The organism is Pseudomonas sp. MBLB4136, from assembly GCF_051904765.1.
Taxonomy (GTDB): Bacteria; Pseudomonadota; Gammaproteobacteria; order Pseudomonadales; family Pseudomonadaceae; genus Aquipseudomonas.
In genome coordinates this window covers 3,147,969-3,165,671 of record NZ_CP196713.1, presented here as the reverse complement: position 1 = coordinate 3,165,671, position 17,703 = coordinate 3,147,969, and the positions used below count along the sequence as shown (strand labels likewise).

The 17,703-nt window shown below is 65.5% G+C and carries 14 protein-coding genes and 3 tRNA genes; 16 read left to right on the top strand and 1 reads right to left on the bottom strand.

The features are described 5' to 3' along the window. The first annotated feature begins 76 nt into the window (after positions 1–76). The 15 genes from ACSX1D_RS14230 (at position 77) to ACSX1D_RS14160 (ending at position 15,309) form a co-directional block, all read left to right on the top strand. Complete coding sequence (locus ACSX1D_RS14230) at positions 77–1,279, top strand: patatin-like phospholipase family protein (RefSeq protein WP_439859117.1); 1,203 nt, start codon at positions 77–79, stop codon at positions 1,277–1,279. Positions 1,280–1,542: 263 nt separating this feature from the next. Continuing rightward, entirely contained in the window at positions 1,543–2,763 is a 1,221-nt protein-coding gene (locus ACSX1D_RS14225) for an aspartate aminotransferase family protein (RefSeq protein WP_439859116.1), read from the top strand. A 178-nt stretch (positions 2,764–2,941) separates the two neighbouring features. Beyond that, complete coding sequence (gene aruF / locus ACSX1D_RS14220; protein WP_439859115.1) at positions 2,942–3,958, top strand: arginine/ornithine succinyltransferase subunit alpha; 1,017 nt, start codon at positions 2,942–2,944, stop codon at positions 3,956–3,958. Between the two features lie 10 nt (positions 3,959–3,968). Next, positions 3,969–4,985: an arginine N-succinyltransferase gene (astA, locus tag ACSX1D_RS14215; protein ID WP_439859114.1), complete on the top strand. Its 1,017-nt coding sequence runs from the start codon at positions 3,969–3,971 to the stop codon at positions 4,983–4,985. A gap of 96 nt (positions 4,986–5,081) precedes the next feature. Beyond that, complete coding sequence (gene astD / locus ACSX1D_RS14210) at positions 5,082–6,545, top strand: succinylglutamate-semialdehyde dehydrogenase (protein WP_439859113.1); 1,464 nt, start codon at positions 5,082–5,084, stop codon at positions 6,543–6,545. Further along, positions 6,542–7,891: an N-succinylarginine dihydrolase gene (astB, locus tag ACSX1D_RS14205; protein ID WP_439859112.1), complete on the top strand. Its 1,350-nt coding sequence runs from the start codon at positions 6,542–6,544 to the stop codon at positions 7,889–7,891. The genes astD and astB overlap by 4 nt, the downstream gene beginning before the upstream one ends. Before the next feature lie 16 nt (positions 7,892–7,907). Further along, complete coding sequence (locus ACSX1D_RS14200) at positions 7,908–8,192, top strand: topoisomerase II (RefSeq protein WP_439862330.1); 285 nt, start codon at positions 7,908–7,910, stop codon at positions 8,190–8,192. 10 nt (positions 8,193–8,202) lie between these two features. Next, the gene (gene astE, locus ACSX1D_RS14195; protein ID WP_439859111.1) at positions 8,203–9,219 is read left to right on the top strand and encodes a succinylglutamate desuccinylase; all 1,017 of its coding nucleotides are present in this window, start codon (positions 8,203–8,205) and stop codon (positions 9,217–9,219) included. A gap of 129 nt (positions 9,220–9,348) precedes the next feature. Further along, positions 9,349–10,353, top strand: coding sequence for a low-specificity L-threonine aldolase (ltaE, locus tag ACSX1D_RS14190; protein ID WP_439859110.1), 1,005 nt, complete (start codon positions 9,349–9,351; stop codon positions 10,351–10,353). A gap of 122 nt (positions 10,354–10,475) precedes the next feature. Further along, positions 10,476–13,100: an alanine--tRNA ligase gene (gene alaS / locus ACSX1D_RS14185; RefSeq protein WP_439859109.1), complete on the top strand. Its 2,625-nt coding sequence runs from the start codon at positions 10,476–10,478 to the stop codon at positions 13,098–13,100. A gap of 111 nt (positions 13,101–13,211) precedes the next feature. Beyond that, on the top strand, positions 13,212–14,450 hold the full coding sequence (locus tag ACSX1D_RS14180; RefSeq protein WP_439859108.1) for an aspartate kinase: 1,239 nt from the start codon (positions 13,212–13,214) through the stop codon (positions 14,448–14,450). A 185-nt stretch (positions 14,451–14,635) separates the two neighbouring features. After that, positions 14,636–14,821: a carbon storage regulator CsrA gene (gene csrA, locus ACSX1D_RS14175; protein WP_069899380.1), complete on the top strand. Its 186-nt coding sequence runs from the start codon at positions 14,636–14,638 to the stop codon at positions 14,819–14,821. A gap of 61 nt (positions 14,822–14,882) precedes the next feature. Then, positions 14,883–14,973 (top strand) — tRNA-Ser (locus ACSX1D_RS14170). A 108-nt stretch (positions 14,974–15,081) separates the two neighbouring features. Then, positions 15,082–15,158, top strand: a tRNA-Arg gene (locus ACSX1D_RS14165). A gap of 74 nt (positions 15,159–15,232) precedes the next feature. After that, positions 15,233–15,309: transfer RNA gene (locus ACSX1D_RS14160), tRNA-Arg, on the top strand. Between the two features lie 62 nt (positions 15,310–15,371). Here the strand turns inward: ACSX1D_RS14160 and ACSX1D_RS14155 are convergent. Then, a complete protein-coding gene (locus ACSX1D_RS14155) occupies positions 15,372–15,863 on the bottom strand; it encodes a DUF4124 domain-containing protein (RefSeq protein ID WP_439859107.1) in 492 nt (163 codons plus the stop codon). 324 nt (positions 15,864–16,187) lie between these two features. Here ACSX1D_RS14155 and mgtE point away from each other — a divergent pair, with 324 nt between their 5' ends. Next, positions 16,188–17,630: a magnesium transporter gene (mgtE, locus tag ACSX1D_RS14150; RefSeq protein ID WP_439859106.1), complete on the top strand. Its 1,443-nt coding sequence runs from the start codon at positions 16,188–16,190 to the stop codon at positions 17,628–17,630. Positions 17,631–17,703: the final 73 nt, after the last annotated feature.

The following is a 17,703-nucleotide window of genomic DNA, read 5'->3' as shown; positions in this document are numbered from 1 at the left end:
GGCAGCTGGCGGTGCAATGGCCTCGGCGCACCCCGAGGCCGCTCTATACTGGCTGAAAACCCCGGAAATCATCTCCATGACGCAGTCCGCTCCAGCCAGCCAGCCCGTGACCGGGCTGATTCTCTCCGGTGGTGGTGCGCGGGCGGCCTACCAGGTGGGGGTGCTCTCGGCGATCGCCGACCTGCTACCCAACGCCGAGCACAATCCCTTTCCGGTCATCGTCGGTACCTCCGCCGGGGCGATCAATGCCGTCAGCCTGGCCTGCGGCGCCCTGCATTTCGGTGAAGCGATCCGCCGCCTGACCGAGGTCTGGCAGGGTTTTCACACCCATCAGGTGTACCGCAGCGACTGGCCCGGGGTGCTGCGTCAGGCCTCTCGTTTCGTCGGCCACAGCCTGCTCGGCCTGGGCACTCAGGTGCCGGTGGCGCTGCTCGACAGTTCGCCGCTGGGCGAATTGCTCAAGCGCGAGCTGGATTTTTCCGGGATCGCCGCGGCGGTGCGCCAGCGCCGCCTGCGCGCCGTGGCGGTGACCGCGTTCGGTTACGAGACCGGGCAGGCGGTGACCTTCTACCAGGGCCGCGCGACCATCGATCCCTGGTTTCGTCATCGCCGGGTCGGCGTGCCGACCCGTCTGGCGTTGCCGCATCTGCTGGCCAGCGCCTCGATTCCGCTGGTGTTTCCGCCCGTGCGGATCAATCGCGAGTACTTCGGTGATGGCGCCGTGCGTCAGTCGGCGCCGATCAGCCCGGCGCTGCACCTGGGCGCCAGTCGGGTGCTGGTGATCGGGGTCAGTGGCAATCCCCAGGGCGAGGATGCCAACAGCCATGTGGTCCGGCCCCACGACGTCAAGCCGCCCACCCTGGCGCAGATCAGCGGGCACCTGCTCAACAGCACCTTCATCGACAGCCTGGAGGGAGACATCGAGTTGCTCGAGCGGATCAACCAGCTCAGTCGGCTGGTGCCGCCCGAGGATCGCCTGCCCGGTCTCGGTCTCAAGCCGGTCGAGGTGCTGGTGATCTCGCCGAGCCAGCAGGTGGACGAGATCGCCGCCCGCCATCGTCATGAGCTGCCCGCCGCGGTGCGCCTGTTCCTGCGCGGGCCAGGGGCGACCCGGGCGAGCGGCGCCGGGGTGCTCAGCTATCTGCTGTTCGAGTCCGGCTACTGTAGCGAGCTGATCGAGCTGGGCTATCAGGACGCGATGGCGCAGAAGGTCGAGCTCAGTGAGTTTCTCAACCTCAGTCGGCCGCCGGTGCTGCAGGCGCTGCCGGCGCACGCCTAGCTGGCGGGACGGCCCCCAAGGGCTGGTGAAGACCTGCTGGTCAGCTTGTGGAGAAAATGCGCGGGCCGTGCGCCAATGCGGCGAACTGCGTTTAAACTGCGCCTTCCCGACGCTTTCTGTCGCATTTTCATAAGCGTCGGTTTTTCCCGGGGTGGCGCTATAAGAAGTTGTCGCATGGCGGCAATGCCGGCCCCGGATCAATCCCTACAATCCTCCCCATCGCCTGCCGCCCAATGCAGGTGTTCCTAGTCAGGAGAATGCAAATGTCTGTTCAGCACGACCCGGTGCAACGCGCCGATTTCGACCAGGTAATGGTGCCCAACTATGCTCCCGCGGCCTTCGTGCCGGTGCGCGGCGAAGGCTCGCGAGTCTGGGACCAGAGCGGTCGTGAGCTGATCGACTTCGCCGGCGGCATCGCCGTCAATGCCCTGGGGCATTGCCACCCGGCCCTGGTGGAGGCGCTCACCGAGCAGGCCAACACCCTGTGGCACATCTCCAATGTGTTCACCAACGAGCCGGCCCTGCGCCTGGCTAAGAAGCTGATCGACGCCACCTTCGCCGAGCGGGTGTTCTTCTGCAACTCCGGCGCCGAGGCCAACGAGGCCGCGTTCAAGCTGGCCCGTCGCGTCGCCTTCGACAAGTTCGGCGAAGACAAGTACGAGATCATCGCCGCCACCAACAGCTTTCACGGCCGCACCCTGTTCACCGTCAGCGTCGGCGGCCAGCCCAAGTATTCCGATGGCTTCGGCCCGAAGATCCAGGGCATCACGCACGTGCCCTACAACGACCTGGCCGCGCTGAAGGCGGCGATCTCCGACAAGACCTGCGCCGTGGTGCTGGAGCCGATCCAGGGCGAGGGTGGCGTTATGCCGGCCGATCAGGCCTACCTGGAAGGCGCGCGCCAGCTGTGCGACGAGCACGACGCGCTGTTGGTGTTCGATGAGGTGCAAAGTGGCATGGGGCGCAGCGGCTCGCTGTTCACCTACCAGCATTACGGCGTGACCCCGGACATCCTCTCCAGCGCCAAGAGCCTGGGCGGCGGCTTCCCGATCGGCGCCATGCTCACCACCACGGCACTGGCCAAGCACCTGGCGGTCGGTACCCACGGCACCACCTACGGCGGCAATCCGTTGGCCTGTGCGGTGGCCGAGGCGGTGCTCGATGTGATCAACACCCCGCAGGTGCTGGATGGCGTCAAGGCCAAGCATGAGCGCTTCAAGGCCAAGCTGGAGCAGATCGGCGAGCAATATGGCGTGTTCAGCCAGGTGCGCGGCCTCGGGCTGCTGATCGGTTGCGTGCTCAGCGATGCCTGGAAGGGCAAGGCCAAGGCGATCCTGGATGCCGCCGCGGTGGAGGGTGTGATGGTCCTGCAGGCCAGCCCCGACGTGGTGCGCTTCGCCCCGAGTCTGGTGGTCGAGGATGCCGATATCGACGAAGGCCTGGCACGCTTCGAGCGCGCGGTGGCCAAGCTGGCGCAAGCCTGAGCCGGCGCCCCGGCGCGGGCCTCCAGGAGGTCGGCGCCGGGGGCGCGTTTCCCGCTTCATGGATGGGGTGGGGCAAGACCAGGGATGAACGATCCTGTGTGTGCCGCGGCGGTTGCCGCGGTTTCTCTGGGTGGCTCGGCGCGAGCCATCTGGAGCTTTTCTTAGAAGGAGTGACACCATGCTGGTGATGCGACCCGCGCAAATGGCCGACCTCACTGAAGTGCAGCGTCTCGCCGCGGACAGCCCGGTCGGTGTGACTTCCCTGCCGGACGACGCTGCGCGTCTGCGCGACAAGATCGCCGCCTCGGAGGCGTCCTTCGCCGCCGAGGTGAGCTTCAACGGCGAGGAGAGCTACTTCTTCGTGCTCGAGGACAGCGACAGCGGCCGCTTGGTCGGCTGTTCGGCGATAGTCGCCTCGGCGGGCTATTCCGAGCCGTTCTACAGCTTTCGCAACGAAACCTTCGTGCACAACTCCCGCGAGCTGAAGATCCACAACAAGATCCACGTGCTGTCGCTGTGCCATGACCTCACCGGCAACAGCCTGTTGACCAGCTTCTACGTCGAACGGCCGCTGGTCGGCGGCATCTGGTCGGAACTCAATTCGCGCGGCCGCCTGCTGTTCGTCGCCAGCCACCCGGAGCGGTTCGCCGACGCGATGGTGGTGGAGATCGTCGGCTACAGCGATGAGGCGGGTGATTCGCCGTTCTGGGATGCCGTGGGGCGCAACTTCTTCGACATGAACTACACCGAGGCCGAGCGCCTCTGTGGCCTGAAGAGTCGCACCTTCCTCGCCGAGCTGATGCCGAGCTATCCGATCTACGTGCCGCTGTTGCCCGATGCGGCGCAGGAGGCCATGGGCCAGGTGCATCCGCGCGCCCAGGTGACCTTCGACATCCTCATGCGCGAGGGCTTCGAGACCGACCACTACATCGACATCTTCGACGGCGGTCCGACCCTGCATGCACGCACCTCGGGCATTCGCTCCATCGCCCAGAGCCGCATGGTGCCGGTCAGGGTCGGCGAGCCGGGCAAGGACGGTCGTCCCTACCTGGTGAGCAACGGCCAGTTGCAGGATTTCCGCGCCGTCGTCGCGGAGCTCGACTGGGTTCCGGGCAAGCCGGTCACCCTCAGTGTTGAAGCCGCCGAAGCCCTGGGCGTCGGCGATGGCGCCAGCGTGCGCCTGGTCGCGGTTTAAAGGAGTCAGCATGATCGTTCGTCCCGTACGCAGCGCCGACCTTCCGGCATTGATCGACCTGGCGCGCAGCACCGGCGCCGGCCTGACCACGCTGCCGGCCAACGAGGAGCGCCTGGCTCACCGCGTCGGCTGGGCGGAAAAAGCCTTCCGCGGCGATGCCGAGCGCGGCGATGCCGACTACCTGTTCGTGCTCGAAGACGACGCCGGCCAGGTGGTCGGTATCTCCGCGGTGGCCGGCGCGGTCGGCCTGCGCGAGCCCTGGTACAACTACCGGGTCGGCCTGACGGTCAGCGCCTCCCAGGAGCTGAACATCCATCGGCAGATTCCCACGCTGTTCCTGGCCAACGACCTGACCGGCAACTCCGAGCTGTGCTCGCTGTTTCTCCACGCCCAGCACCGCAGCGGCCTGAACGGCCGCCTGCTGTCCAAGGCGCGCTTTCTGTTCATCGCCGAGTTCCGCGAGCTGTTCGGCGACAAGGTGATCGCCGAGATGCGCGGCATGTCCGACGCCAATGGCCGTTCGCCGTTCTGGGAGTGCCTGGGCCGGCACTTCTTCAAGATGGAGTTCTCCCAGGCGGATTACCTGACCGGCGTGGGCAACAAGGCCTTTATCGCCGAGCTGATGCCGAAGTTCCCGCTCTACACCTGCTTCCTCTCGGAGGAGGCGCGGGCCGTGATTGGCCGCGTCCATCCGGATACCGAGCCGGCGCTGGCCATGCTCAAGGGCGAGGGTTTCCATTATCAGGGCTACGTCGACATCTTCGACGCCGGCCCGGCCATCGAGGCGGAGACCGCGAAGATTCGCGCGGTGCGCGACAGTCAGGTCCTGGTGTTGGCCGTCGGCACACCCGGGGACGACGCCACGCCTTTCGTGATTCACAACCGCAAGCGCGCCGACTGCCGCATCACCGCCGCGCCGGCCCGCCTGGCTGCGGGCACCCTGGTGGTCGATCCGCTGACCGCCAAGCGCCTGCAACTGGCCGCCGGCGATCTGGTGCGCGCGGTGGCCCTGTCGGCCCGCGGTTGAGGATTGTGCGCCGCCCGGCATCGCCTGGCGCGGCGCGCCAATAAGCGCATCCGGCGCGCAGCCGGGTGGCGAATTTGCTGGGAGTAATAGAACAAGATGAGCACCCATTACATTGCCGGTCGCTGGCAGGAAGGTCAGGGCGAGTCCCTGGAATCGCTGAACCCGGTCAGCCAGCAGGTGCTGTGGCAGGGCCGTGGCGCCGCTGCGCAGCAGGTCGAGGCCGCCGTGCAGGCCGCCCGTGCCGCCTTCCCGGGCTGGGCGGCGCACTCGCTGGATGGCCGCATCGCGGTGCTGGAGCGCTTCGCGGTGGCCCTCAAGGCGCGCGCCGACGAGCTGGCCCAGGCGATCGGCGAGGAGACCGGCAAGCCGTTGTGGGAGGCGGCTACCGAGGTGACCAGCATGGTCAACAAGGTTGCCATCTCGGTGCAGAGCTACCGTGAGCGCACCGGCGAGAAGAGCGGCCCCCTGGGCGACGCCACCGCCGTGCTGCGGCACAAGCCCCACGGCGTGGTGGCGGTGTTCGGCCCCTACAACTTCCCTGGCCACCTGCCCAACGGCCACATAGTGCCGGCGCTGCTGGCCGGCAACGCGGTGGTGTTCAAGCCCAGCGAGTTGACGCCCAAGGTCGCCGAACTGACCGTCAAGTGCTGGATCGAGGCCGGTCTGCCGGACGGCGTGCTCAACCTGGTACAAGGTGCGCGGGAAACCGGCGTGGCCCTGGCCGGCCACCCGGGCATCGATGGCCTGTTCTTCACCGGTTCGAGCCGCACCGGCAACCTGCTGCACGGCCAGTTCGCCGGTCGCCCGGAGAAAATCCTGGCCCTGGAGATGGGCGGCAACAACCCGCTGATCGTCGACCAGGTCGCCGATGTCGAGGCCGCCGTCTACACCATCATCCAGTCGGCCTTCATTTCCGCCGGTCAGCGTTGTACCTGCGCCCGCCGCCTGCTGGTGCCGCAAGGCGCCTGGGGTGACGCCCTGCTGGCGCGCCTGGTGCAGGTCGCCGGCCAGCTCAAGGTGGGCCGCTTCGACGAGCAGCCGGCCCCCTTCATGGGCTCGGTGATTTCCCTGGCGGCCGCCGAACAGCTGCTTAAGGCACAGGATGAGCTGCTGGCCAAAGGTGCCTGCGCGCTGTTGCAGATGACCCGCCTGGAGCCCGACACGGCGCTGCTGAGCCCGGGCATTGTCGACGTGAGCGCGGTCACCGAACGCGCCGACGAGGAGCTCTTCGGTCCGCTGCTGCAGGTCATCCGCTACGCCGACTTCGATGCCGCCATCGCCGAGGCCAACAATACCCAGTACGGCCTGGCCGCCGGACTGTTGTCGGACGCCAAGGCCAGCTACGAGCGTTTCTGGCTGCACAGTCGCGCCGGCATCGTCAACTGGAACAAGCAGTTGACCGGCGCGGCCAGCAGCGCGCCCTTCGGCGGGGTCGGCGCCTCCGGCAACCACCGCGCCAGCGCCTACTACGCAGCGGATTATTGCGCCTATCCGGTGGCCTCGCTGGAGGCTGAAAGCCTGAGCCTGCCCGCCACCCTGACTCCCGGAGTAAGCCTGTGAACAACGCCTTTGAAGTGAATTTCGACGGGTTGGTGGGGCCGACCCATAACTATGGTGGCCTGTCCTACGGCAACGTCGCCTCGCAGAGCAACAGCCAGGCGGTGTCCAGCCCGAAGCAGGCCGCCAAGCAGGGCCTGGCGAAGATGAAGGCACTGATGGAGATGGGCTTCAAGCAGGGCGTGCTGGCTCCGCAGGAGCGGCCCAACGTCGCCGTGCTGCGCAGCCTCGGCTTCACCGGCAGCGACGCCCAGGTGATCGAGAAGGCGGCCAGGGACGCCATGCCGCTGCTGGTCGCCAGCTGTTCGGCCTCGAGCATGTGGACCGCCAACGCCTGTACCGTCAGCCCCAGTGCCGATACCGCGGACGGCCGCGTGCATTTCACCGCCGCCAACCTCAACTGCAAGTTCCACCGCTCGATCGAGCACCCGACCACCAGTCGCGTGCTCGGCGCCATGTTCGCCAGCGAGCAGCATTTCGCCCATCACGCCGCGCTGCCGGCGGTGGGCCAGTTCGGTGACGAGGGCGCGGCCAATCACACGCGTTTCTGCAAGGGCTACGGTGATGCCGGCGTGGAGTTCTTCGTGTTCGGGCGCAGCGCCTTCGACAGCCGCTTCCCGGCGCCGCAGCGCTACCCGGCGCGGCAGACCCTGGAGGCCTCGCAGGCGGTGGCCCGGCTGCATGGCCTGAGCGAGGAGGGCGTGGTCTATGCCCAGCAGTCGCCGGCGGTGATCGACCAGGGCGTGTTCCACAATGACGTGATCGCGGTCGGCAACGGCGAGGTGCTGTTCTATCACCAGGACGCCTTCCTCGACACCGACCGGGTGCTCGCCGAACTGGGCGAAAAACTGGCGCGGCGCGGCGGCCGCTTCCAGGCGGTGTGCGTGCCTCGCGATGCCGTCGGCGTCGAGGATGCGGTCAAGTCCTACCTGTTCAACAGCCAACTGCTCAGCCGCGGCGACGGCAGCATGCTGCTGATCGTGCCGGAGGAGTGCCGCAACAACGCCAAGGTGTGGAGCTACCTGCAGCAGCTGACCGCCGGTCAGGGGCCGATTCGCGAGGTCAAGGTCTTCGACCTCAAGCAGAGCATGCAGAACGGCGGTGGCCCGGCCTGCCTGCGCCTGCGCGTGGCGCTCAAGGAACAGGAGCTGGAAGCGGTCAATCCGGGGGTGATCATGACCCCGGGCCTGTATGACACGCTGAACCTGTGGGTCGACAAGCACTACCGCGACGAGCTGCGCGAAAGCGACCTGGCCGACCCGCAATTGCTGCTCGAGTGCCGTTCGGCATTGGATGAACTGACGCAGATCCTTAAACTGGGCTCGGTATATCCCTTCCAATTGGCTTAACTGAGTACTGATGACCATGTCCGATGCCCTGCAACTGATCCTCGAAGATACCGACGGCACCCAGCTGGAAACCTCCTGCACCCGCTTCGCCGTCCTCTGGCAGGGCAAGGAAGTGTGGATTCAGCAGGTCGGCAACGGCCAGCTGATGATCGGCGTCGACGTCGCCGAAGGCGACAGCGAGTACGCCAACCTGGTGCTGCGCCCGCTGGCCACCAACCTGGTCAGCCTGGCGCTGGAAATGGAAGCGGCCGAGCTCGGTGACGACAAGCACGTCCACGGTCCCGACTGCAATCACGATTGAGGTAACCCCTATGCTTGCCCTCGGCAAACTGCTCGAACTGACCCTGGCCGGCCACGAGCCGGCAGCGAAGCTCCAGCTGACTCCCGAGGGCGCGCGGCTGCGCTGGTTGGCCGAGGGCGCGCTGGAAGTGACGCCGCCGGTCGCCAGCGACAGTGGCCTGGACCTGCTGCTGTCGGCCGGCATTCACGGCAACGAGACCGCGCCGATCGAACTGCTCGATCGCCTGCTGCACGGCATTGCCCGGGGCGAACTCAAGCCTCGCGCGCGCATGCTGTTCCTGCTCGGCAACCCGCCGGCGATACGCCAGGGCGAGCGCTACGTCGAGCAGGACATCAACCGCCTGTTCAACGGCCATCATGAGATGAGCGCGGGCTTTGAGGCGATGCGGGCCTGCGAACTGGAGCACCTGGCCGCTGCCTTCTTCAGCCAGCCCGGGCGCACGCGCCTGCATTACGACCTGCACACCGCCATCCGCGGCTCGAAGATCGAGCAGTTCGCCCTCTACCCGTTCCAGGAAGGGCGCGCGCGCAGCAAGCGCGAGCTGGCCCGGCTGAATGCCGCGGGGGTCGAGGCGGTGCTGCTGCACAACAAGAGCTCGATCACCTTCAGCGCCTATACCTACAGCCAGCTCGGGGCCGAGGCCTTCACCCTGGAGCTGGGCAAGGCCCGTGCCTTCGGCCAGAACCAGGAGGTCAACCTCGACCGCCTGGAGGCGCACCTGCACCGCATCATCGAAGGACGCGAGTCCGAGCAGGAGGAGCAGAACGCCGAGCTAGGCGATCTGCAGCTGTTCGCCGTGGCGCGGGAGATCATCAAGCACAGCGACGGCTTCCGCCTGCACCTGCCGGCGGATATCGAGAACTTCAGCGAGCTGCCGGTCGGCTACCTGCTCGCCGAGGACCTCAGCGACACACGCTGGGTGGTCGAGGAGCAGGGCGCGCGGATCATCTTCCCCAATCCCCGGGTGAAGAACGGCCTGCGCGCCGGCATTCTCATCGTCCCGGCAGAAGACGCTGACCTGGCCTGATCCGTCCGGCGGGTCCTGTCGCTGCTTGCGCGTGCAACTGTCCTGCGCGAGCGGCGCCCATCTGTAGCTTGCCGGTCATCTGCGGCCGCCTTAGCATCGGGGCTTTCGCCACTCTCAGGGAAGGCTTCCATGTCCATCATCGACCTGCGCAGCGACACCGTCACCCAGCCCACCCCCGGCATGCGCGAGGCCATGCTGGCCGCCGAGCTGGGCGATGATGTCTACGGCGAGGACCCGACGGTCAACCGCCTGGAGAGTCACTTGGCCGCGCAGCTGGGTTTCCAGGCCGGGTTGTTTGTGCCGACCGGCACCATGAGCAACCTGCTCGGCCTGATGGCCCATTGCGAGCGTGGCGAGGAGTACCTGGTCGGCCAGCAGGCGCACACCTATAAGTATGAAGGCGGCGGCGCCGCGGTGCTCGGCTCGATCCAGCCACAGCCGCTGGAGATGGAGGGCGACGGCACGCTGGATCTGGCGCGGGTCGAGGCGGCGATCAAGCCCGACGACTTCCACTTTGCCCGCACCCGCCTGCTGGCACTGGAAAATACCACGCAGGGCAAGGTGCTGCCGCTGGCTTACCTGGCCGCTGCCCGTGAGCTGACCCGTCGCCATGGCCTGGCCCTGCACCTGGATGGCGCGCGGCTGTTCAATGCCGCGGTCAGGCTGGGGGTGTCGGTCGGCGAGATTACCCGCCACTTCGACTCGGTGTCGGTGTGCCTGTCCAAGGGCCTGGGCGCGCCGGTGGGCTCGGTGCTGTGCGCCAGCGCGGCGCTGATCGGCAAGGCCCGGCGCCTGCGCAAGATGGTCGGCGGCGGCATGCGCCAGGCCGGGGTGCTGGCGGCGGCCGGGCTCTACGCCCTGGATCATCAGGTGGCGCGCCTGGCCGAGGATCATGCCAATGCCGAGCGCCTGGCCGCGGGCCTGGCTGAGCTGGGCTATGCGGTCGAGCCGGTGCAGACCAACATGGTCTATGTGCAGGTCGACCAGCAGGCCGCCGCGCTCAAGGCCTTCTGTGTCGAGCGGGGGATTCGCCTGAGCGCAGCGCCGCGCCTGCGTCTGGTCACTCATCTGGATTTCGCCGCCGCCGATATCGGCCGGGTACTCGAGGCGTTCGCCGCCTTCCGTCAACCCTGAAGCAGGCGCGGCGCCGAATAGCCGCCCTCTATCGAGAAAGGCACTAGCCACCCCTCGCAGGCCCGATATAATGCGGCCCTTTGCCGGCTTTGCCGTGGCCGCCTGATTCCGTGGATGACCCTATGAAAAGCGCAGAAATCCGTGAAGCCTTCCTGAGCTTCTTCGAAGAGAAAGGGCACACCCGTGTCGCCTCCAGCTCCCTGATTCCGGGTAACGACCCGACCCTGCTGTTCACCAACGCGGGGATGAACCAGTTCAAGGACTGCTTCCTCGGCCTGGAAAAGCGCGCCTATACCCGCGCCACCACCAGCCAGAAGTGCGTGCGTGCCGGCGGCAAGCACAACGACCTGGAGAACGTCGGCTACACCGCGCGTCACCACACCTTCTTCGAGATGCTCGGTAACTTCAGCTTCGGCGACTACTTCAAGCGCGACGCCATCCACTACGCCTGGGAGTTCCTCACCTCGGACAAGTGGCTGGGCCTGCCCAAGGACAAGCTGTGGGTCACCGTCTACGCCAGCGATGACGAGGCCTACGACATCTGGACTCAGCAGGTCGGCGTGCCGGCCGAGCGCATGGTGCGCATCGGCGACAACAAGGGCGCGCCGTACGCTTCCGACAACTTCTGGGCGATGGGTGACACCGGTCCGTGCGGCCCCTGCACCGAGATCTTCTACGACCACGGCGCGGACATCTGGGGCGGCCCACCCGGCAGCCCGGAAGAAGATGGCGACCGCTACATCGAGATCTGGAACAACGTGTTCATGCAGTTCAACCGCACCGCCGACGGCGTCATGCACCCGCTGCCGGCGCCGAGCGTCGACACCGGCATGGGCCTGGAGCGCATCAGCGCAGTGCTCCAGCATGTGCACTCGAACTACGAGATCGACCTGTTCCAGAAGCTGCTGGACGCCGCCGCCGAGTCGATCGGTTGCGCCAACGAGGGCCAGGCTTCCCTGAAGGTGGTGGCCGACCACATCCGCTCCTGCGGTTTCCTGGTCGCCGACGGCGTGACCCCGTCCAACGAGGGCCGTGGCTACGTGCTGCGCCGCATCATCCGTCGCGCCTGTCGCCACGGTAACAAACTGGGCGCCAAGGGCAGCTTCTTCCACCGCATCGTCGCCGCCCTGGTGGCCGAGATGGGCGAGGCCTTCCCGGAGCTCAAGCAGCAGCAGGCACATATCGAGCGCGTGCTCAAGGGCGAGGAGGAGCAGTTCGCCAAGACCCTGGAGCAGGGCCTGAAGATCCTCGAGCAGGACCTGGTCGGCCTCAAGGGCAAGATGATCCCCGGCGAAACCCTGTTCAAGCTGTACGACACCTACGGTTTCCCGGTCGACCTGACCGGCGACATCGCCCGCGAGCGCGGGTTGACCATCGACGAGGCCGGCTTCGAGCGCGAGATGGAGGGTCAGCGCGTGCGCGCCCGCTCCGCCAGCGCCTTCGGCATGGACTACAACAGCCTGGTCAAGGTGGAGACCGACACCCAGTTCACTGGCTATGTCTGCACCGCCGACGAGGGCGAAGTGGTCGCGCTGTTCAAGGCCGGCGAGGCGGTCGAGCAGCTCGCCGAGGGCGAGGAGGGCGTGGTGGTCCTCAGCCAGACGCCGTTCTACGCCGAGTCCGGCGGTCAGGTCGGCGACTGCGGCTTCCTTGCCGCGGTGGATGCGCGCTTCGATGTGCGCGACACCACCAAGGCCGGCGGCGCCTTCCTGCATCACGGCATCATCGGCAGCGGCACCCTGCGCGTGGGCAGCAAGGTCACCGCCCAGGTCGACGCCACGGTGCGCCAGGCCACGGCGCTCAACCACTCGGCCACCCACCTGCTGCACTCGGCCCTGCGCCTGGTACTCGGCGAGCACGTGCAGCAGAAGGGCTCGCTGGTCGACAGCCAGCGCCTGCGCTTCGACTTCAGTCACTTCGAAGCGGTGACGCCCGCCCAGCTCAAGGCGCTGGAGGACATGGTCAACGGCGAGATTCGCAAGAACAGCGAAGTGGAGACCGAAGAGACCGATATCGACACCGCCAAGGCCAAGGGCGCCGCGGCGCTGTTCGGCGAGAAGTACGGCGAGACCGTGCGCATGCTGACCATGGGTGGTGGTTTCTCGGTCGAACTGTGCGGCGGTACCCATGTCTCCCGTACCGGCGATATCGGTCTGTTCAAGATCATCAGCGAAGGCGGTGTAGCCGCCGGCGTGCGCCGTATCGAAGCGGTCACCGGCGCCGCGGCGCTGGCCTACCTGAACGGCGCCGAAGAGCAGCTCAAGGAAGCGGCGATGCTGGTCAAGGGCAGTCGCGACAACCTGCTGGACAAGCTCGCCGGCGTGCTGGAGCGCAACCGCCAGCTGGAGAAGGAGCTGGAGCAGCTCAAGGCTAAGGCCGCCAGTGCCGCGGGCAACGACCTGGCCGGCTCGGCCATCGAAGTCAAGGGCGCCAAGGTGCTCGCCGCGCGTCTCGATGGCCTCGACGGCAAGGCATTGCTGGCGATGGTCGACCAGCTAAAGAACAAGCTGGGCAGCGCGGTGATCCTGCTCGGCGGCGTGCAGGACGATAAGGTGGTGCTGGTGGCCGGGGTGACCCAGGATCTGACCGCCAAGCTCAAGGCCGGCGAGCTTATGAAGCAGGCGGCGGCGGCCGTAGGCGGCAAGGGCGGCGGTCGACCGGACATGGCCCAGGGCGGCGGCAGCGATGCGGCGGCCCTGGATGCGGCGCTGGGATTGGCCGCCGCCTTCGTCGAGCAGGGGCTCTGAGCGCCGGCAGGTCTGGCGTTGAGGTCAGGACCCGCCCCGCCCGGCGGGTCTTGGCAGTGTGCTGAGTTGAATGTCTAATGGGCGCCCTTCACGGGCTGAGGCGGCTTTGAAATGGCTTTGATCGTACAAAAATTCGGGGGCACCTCCGTCGGCACCGTTGAACGTATTCAGCAGGTCGCCGAGAAGGTCAAGAAATTCCGCGAGAACGGTGATGACATCGTCGTCGTGGTGTCGGCCATGAGTGGCGAAACCAACCGTCTTATCGATCTGGCCAAACAGGTCAGCGACGATCAGCCGGTGCCGCGCGAACTGGATGTGATGGTGTCCACCGGCGAGCAGGTGACCATCGCCCTGCTGGCCATGGCGCTGATCAAGCGAGGCGTGCCAGCGGTGTCCTACACCGGCAACCAGGTGCGCATCCTCACCGACAGCGCGCACAACAAGGCGCGCATCCTGCAGATCGACGACCAGAAGCTGCGCAACGACCTCAAGGCCGGGCGTGTGGTTGTGGTCGCCGGTTTCCAGGGTGTCGACGAGCACGGCAATATCACCACGCTCGGCCGCGGTGGCTCCGACACCACCGGGGTGGCCCTGGCCGCGGCGCTGAAAGCCGACGAGTGCCAGATATATACCGATGTCGACGGTGTCTACACCACCGATCCGCGCGTGGTGCCGCAGGCCCAGCGCCTGGAAAAGATCACCTTCGAAGAGATGCTGGAGATGGCCAGCCTCGGCTCCAAGGTGCTGCAGATTCGTTCGGTGGAATTCGCCGGCAAATACAACGTCCCGCTGCGCGTGCTGCACAGCTTCCAAGAGGGGCCGGGCACCCTCATTACCCTTGATGAAGAGGAAACCATGGAACAGCCGATCATCTCCGGCATCGCTTTCAATCGCGACGAAGCCAAGCTGACCATCCGTGGCGTGCCGGACATCCCGGGCGTGGCTTTCAAGATTCTCGGTCCGATCAGTGCCGCCAATATCGAGGTGGACATGATCGTGCAGAACGTCTCCCACGATAACACTACCGACTTCACCTTCACCGTGCATCGCAACGACTACCAGGCTGCGCAGCAGGTGCTGGAAAACACCTCGCGCGAACTGGGTGCCCGCGAAGTCATCGGCGACACCAAGATCGCCAAGGTGTCCATCGTCGGTGTCGGCATGCGCTCCCATGCCGGGGTCGCCAGCCGCATGTTCGAGGCCCTGGCCAAGGAGAACATCAATATCCAGATGATCTCGACCTCGGAGATCAAGGTGTCGGTGGTGATCGAGGAGAAATACCTGGAGCTCGCGGTGCGCGCCCTGCATACCGCATTCGAGCTGGACGCTCCGGCCCGCCAGGGCGACTGAGGCACTATCCGAAAGGCGCGGCAGGTTCCGCGCCTTTCGTCTTTTTTGGTCGGTGTGGGCGGGACTTTCTTTCTGCCCACTCTGGTCAATACTTGGGTGAAGGTTCCGCTTGAGCTACTCGGGGCTGCCACCATTTTCTTTTTTGCAGACTGTTGTCCTGAAATGTAAGCCGTGAGGAGAAAGGAATGCTGATTCTGACTCGCCGGGTCGGAGAGACCCTGATGGTCGGTGATGAAGTGACTGTCACCGTGTTGGGCGTGAAAGGTAATCAGGTGCGCATTGGCGTTAATGCGCCGAAGGAGGTTGCCGTGCACCGTGAGGAAATTTACCAGCGCATCCAGAAAGAGAAAGACGACGAGCCAAGCCACTAATTTTTCTCGAAATTTGGCTTTGCAAACGGGGAAAACATGGTTATCATGCGCCCCGTGTTGCGGAGAGGTGGCCGAGTGGCCGAAGGCGCTCCCCTGCTAAGGGAGTACACCTCAAAAGGGTGTCGGGGGTTCGAATCCCCCCTTCTCCGCCATATTTGCAGCATAGGGTGGTAGTTAGGCGTTAGATCGATAAGTTGTTGAAAATTATCGAAAAAATGCTTGATAAACGAGTTCTAGGCCCTATAATGCGCACGATCAGCGCACTCATAGCTCAGCTGGATAGAGTACCCGGCTACGAACCGGGCGGTCGGAGGTTCGAATCCTCCTGAGTGCGCCATATTGCAGATGGCTTGCAGCGATTGTAAGCCATTTTGTTTTAACCAGCGGTGATCTGGTCTAAAAGCGCCATACGCACTCATAGCTCAGCTGGATAGAGTACCCGGCTACGAACCGGGCGGTCGGAGGTTCGAATCCTCCTGAGTGCGCCATACCGAAAGGGCCTGCAGCGATGCAGGCCCTTTTTATTTGCCTGGGATTTGCTTCGCTAGGGTTAGCGCTTGCCTTTGACGCAGCCGGCTTCGTCGAAGCTGATCTGGCGGTTGTTACCCTGCTGGTCGCTGTAGTGGTAGCGCGTCTGGCCATTCTGGCTGCTGACTTTGTCTGGCCTGCCCAGGGCGCTCTCCACGTCGGCGCGAGTCATGCCGCCAACTATCTGTTGCTTGATCATGGCGCTGCGGCGAGCGCTGCCGGTGACGCGATTGCCACAGCCGTCTTGCTGTTCGGCAACCACCAGTGGCTCGGCGCGCCCGGCTCGTGCCTTGTTGCGCGGTGCCTTGGCGGTTTTCGCCATGGGTATGGGCTTGCCACTGCCTGGAGTGGGGTTGTCGGCGATCTGCAGTTTGACGAACTGCTGCTCGCTGCAGCCTTGCAGGGTGAAGGTGATGTGGCCGTTGGCGTCTTCGCAGCGAAACACCGTTGCAGCCAGCAGGGGTGTGGGGCAAAGCAGGGTGGCGCAGAGTGCTACGTAGTGCAGTCCATGCATGCGGGCGTCCTCCTTGACGATCGTCGAAACAGCCTAGCCGATGGCTTTGCATTCGCCAGTGGTGCCTTGTGCTCTGGCTCGCGCGTCGCAGTCGAAGACCGGACTAAAACACTCGGGTTTGTGGCGCAAGCGCTTGTTCTTGACCGGCTTTTGCCAGGCGAAATGCGACCGTGCGGTGTTATCATCTGCCGCGTCAGCCCCGCCGGGGCCTGTGGAACACCACCATGGACTTACCCAGTAGTTACTCTGAATCTCGATTGTGCAATCGCGTATTGATTGATTGACCCTCTTTGGCGTGCGCCGCCGCTGGGGGAGGAGCGCGCCATGACTGAAGTAGACGCCAAGAAGCCGCAAGAAAGCCTGCAGGATCGCCTGGCCCAGGTGGTCGAGCTGCTGCACCGCCACAAGGTGGTGGAGGACCTGACCCATCGCCAGGAGGGGCAGCAGCAGGAGCTGGTGGAAAGCCTGGTGCACCGGCAGAACCTCGCCGAGTTGCAACGCAAGCTTGACGACCTGCACCCCGCCGACGTCGCTCATATTCTCGAAGCCCTGCCTCTCGATGACCGCCTGACCGTCTGGCAGCTGGTCAAGGCCGAGCGCGACGGCGACATCCTCCTGGAAGTGTCCGACGCAGTCCGCGAGTCGCTGATCGCCGACATGGAGGATCATGAGATCCTTGCGGCGGCCAAGGAGATGGATGCCGACGAGCTGGCGGACCTGGCCTCCGAGCTGCCGAGGGACGTGGTCCACGAGCTGATGGAGAGCCTCGACGCGCAGCAGCGCGAGCGCGTGCGGTCGGCGCTGTCCTACGAGGAGGAGCAGGTCGGTGCGCTGATGGACTTCGAGATGGTCACCATCCGCGAAGACGTCAGCCTGGAAGTGGTGCTGCGTTACCTGCGTCGTCTCAAGGAGCTGCCGGGGCATACCGACAAGTTGTTCGTGGTCGACTACGACGGCGTGCTCAAGGGTGTGCTGCCGATCAAGCGGCTGCTGGTCAACGACCCGGAGCGCCTGGTCAGCGACGTGATGGCCACCGATCCGGTGAGCTTCCATCCGGATGAGGATGCCTATGACGCGGCCCAGGCCTTTGAGCGTTACGACCTGATCTCCACCCCGGTGGTGGACAAGAATGGCAAGCTGATCGGTCGCCTGACCATCGACGAGATGGTCGATCTGATCCGCGAAGAGAGCGAAAGCGAAGTGCTGAACATGGCCGGTCTGCGCGAGGAGGAAGATATCTTCGCCTCGGTGTGGAAGTCCCTGCGCAACCGTTGGGCCTGGCTGGCGATCAACCTGATCACCGCCTTCCTCGCCTCTCGGGTGATCGGCCTGTTCGAGGGATCGATCGAGAAACTGGTGGCCCTGGCGGCACTGATGCCGATAGTCGCCGGCATCGGCGGCAACTCCGGCAATCAGACCATTACCATGATCGTCCGGGCGATGGCGCTGGATCAGGTCAGCACCGGCAATACCTCGCGACTGATCCGCAAGGAGCTGGGTGTGTCGCTGATCAATGGGCTGGTCTGGGGCGGCGTGATCGGTGCCGTGGCCTATGCGCTTTATGGCAGCTGGTCGCTGGGCGTGGTGATGACCGCAGCCATGACCCTCAACCTGCTGCTGGCGGCGTTGATGGGCGTGCTGATTCCCATGACGCTGGTGCGCATGGGGCGCGACCCGGCGATGGGGGCCAGCGTGATGATCACGGCGGTGACCGATAGCGGCGGATTCTTCATCTTCCTCGGCATGGCCTCGGTCTTTCTGCTGTGAAGGCGCTCTCCTTCGTTTACCCCGGGTGCTCGCATCGGATCGATGGCGCAATTGCGTCCGAAAATGTCTCTTT

What these genes read in the sequence shown, in the direction of transcription:
- ACSX1D_RS14230 (WP_439859117.1), top strand. Translation starts at nt 77, where the DNA reads ATGACGCAGTCCGCTCCAGCCAGCCAGCCCGTGACCGGGCTGATTCTC.
- ACSX1D_RS14225 (WP_439859116.1), top strand. Translation starts at nt 1,543, where the DNA reads ATGTCTGTTCAGCACGACCCGGTGCAACGCGCCGATTTCGACCAGGTA.
- aruF (WP_439859115.1), top strand. Translation starts at nt 2,942, where the DNA reads ATGCTGGTGATGCGACCCGCGCAAATGGCCGACCTCACTGAAGTGCAG.
- astA (WP_439859114.1), top strand. Translation starts at nt 3,969, where the DNA reads ATGATCGTTCGTCCCGTACGCAGCGCCGACCTTCCGGCATTGATCGAC.
- astD (WP_439859113.1), top strand. Translation starts at nt 5,082, where the DNA reads ATGAGCACCCATTACATTGCCGGTCGCTGGCAGGAAGGTCAGGGCGAG.
- ACSX1D_RS14200 (WP_439862330.1), top strand. Translation starts at nt 7,908, where the DNA reads ATGTCCGATGCCCTGCAACTGATCCTCGAAGATACCGACGGCACCCAG.
- astE (WP_439859111.1), top strand. Translation starts at nt 8,203, where the DNA reads ATGCTTGCCCTCGGCAAACTGCTCGAACTGACCCTGGCCGGCCACGAG.
- ltaE (WP_439859110.1), top strand. Translation starts at nt 9,349, where the DNA reads ATGTCCATCATCGACCTGCGCAGCGACACCGTCACCCAGCCCACCCCC.
- alaS (WP_439859109.1), top strand. Translation starts at nt 10,476, where the DNA reads ATGAAAAGCGCAGAAATCCGTGAAGCCTTCCTGAGCTTCTTCGAAGAG.
- ACSX1D_RS14180 (WP_439859108.1), top strand. Translation starts at nt 13,212, where the DNA reads ATGGCTTTGATCGTACAAAAATTCGGGGGCACCTCCGTCGGCACCGTT.
- csrA (WP_069899380.1), top strand. Translation starts at nt 14,636, where the DNA reads ATGCTGATTCTGACTCGCCGGGTCGGAGAGACCCTGATGGTCGGTGAT.
- ACSX1D_RS14155 (WP_439859107.1), bottom strand. Translation starts at nt 15,863, where the DNA reads ATGCATGGACTGCACTACGTAGCACTCTGCGCCACCCTGCTTTGCCCC.
- mgtE (WP_439859106.1), top strand. Translation starts at nt 16,188, where the DNA reads ATGACTGAAGTAGACGCCAAGAAGCCGCAAGAAAGCCTGCAGGATCGC.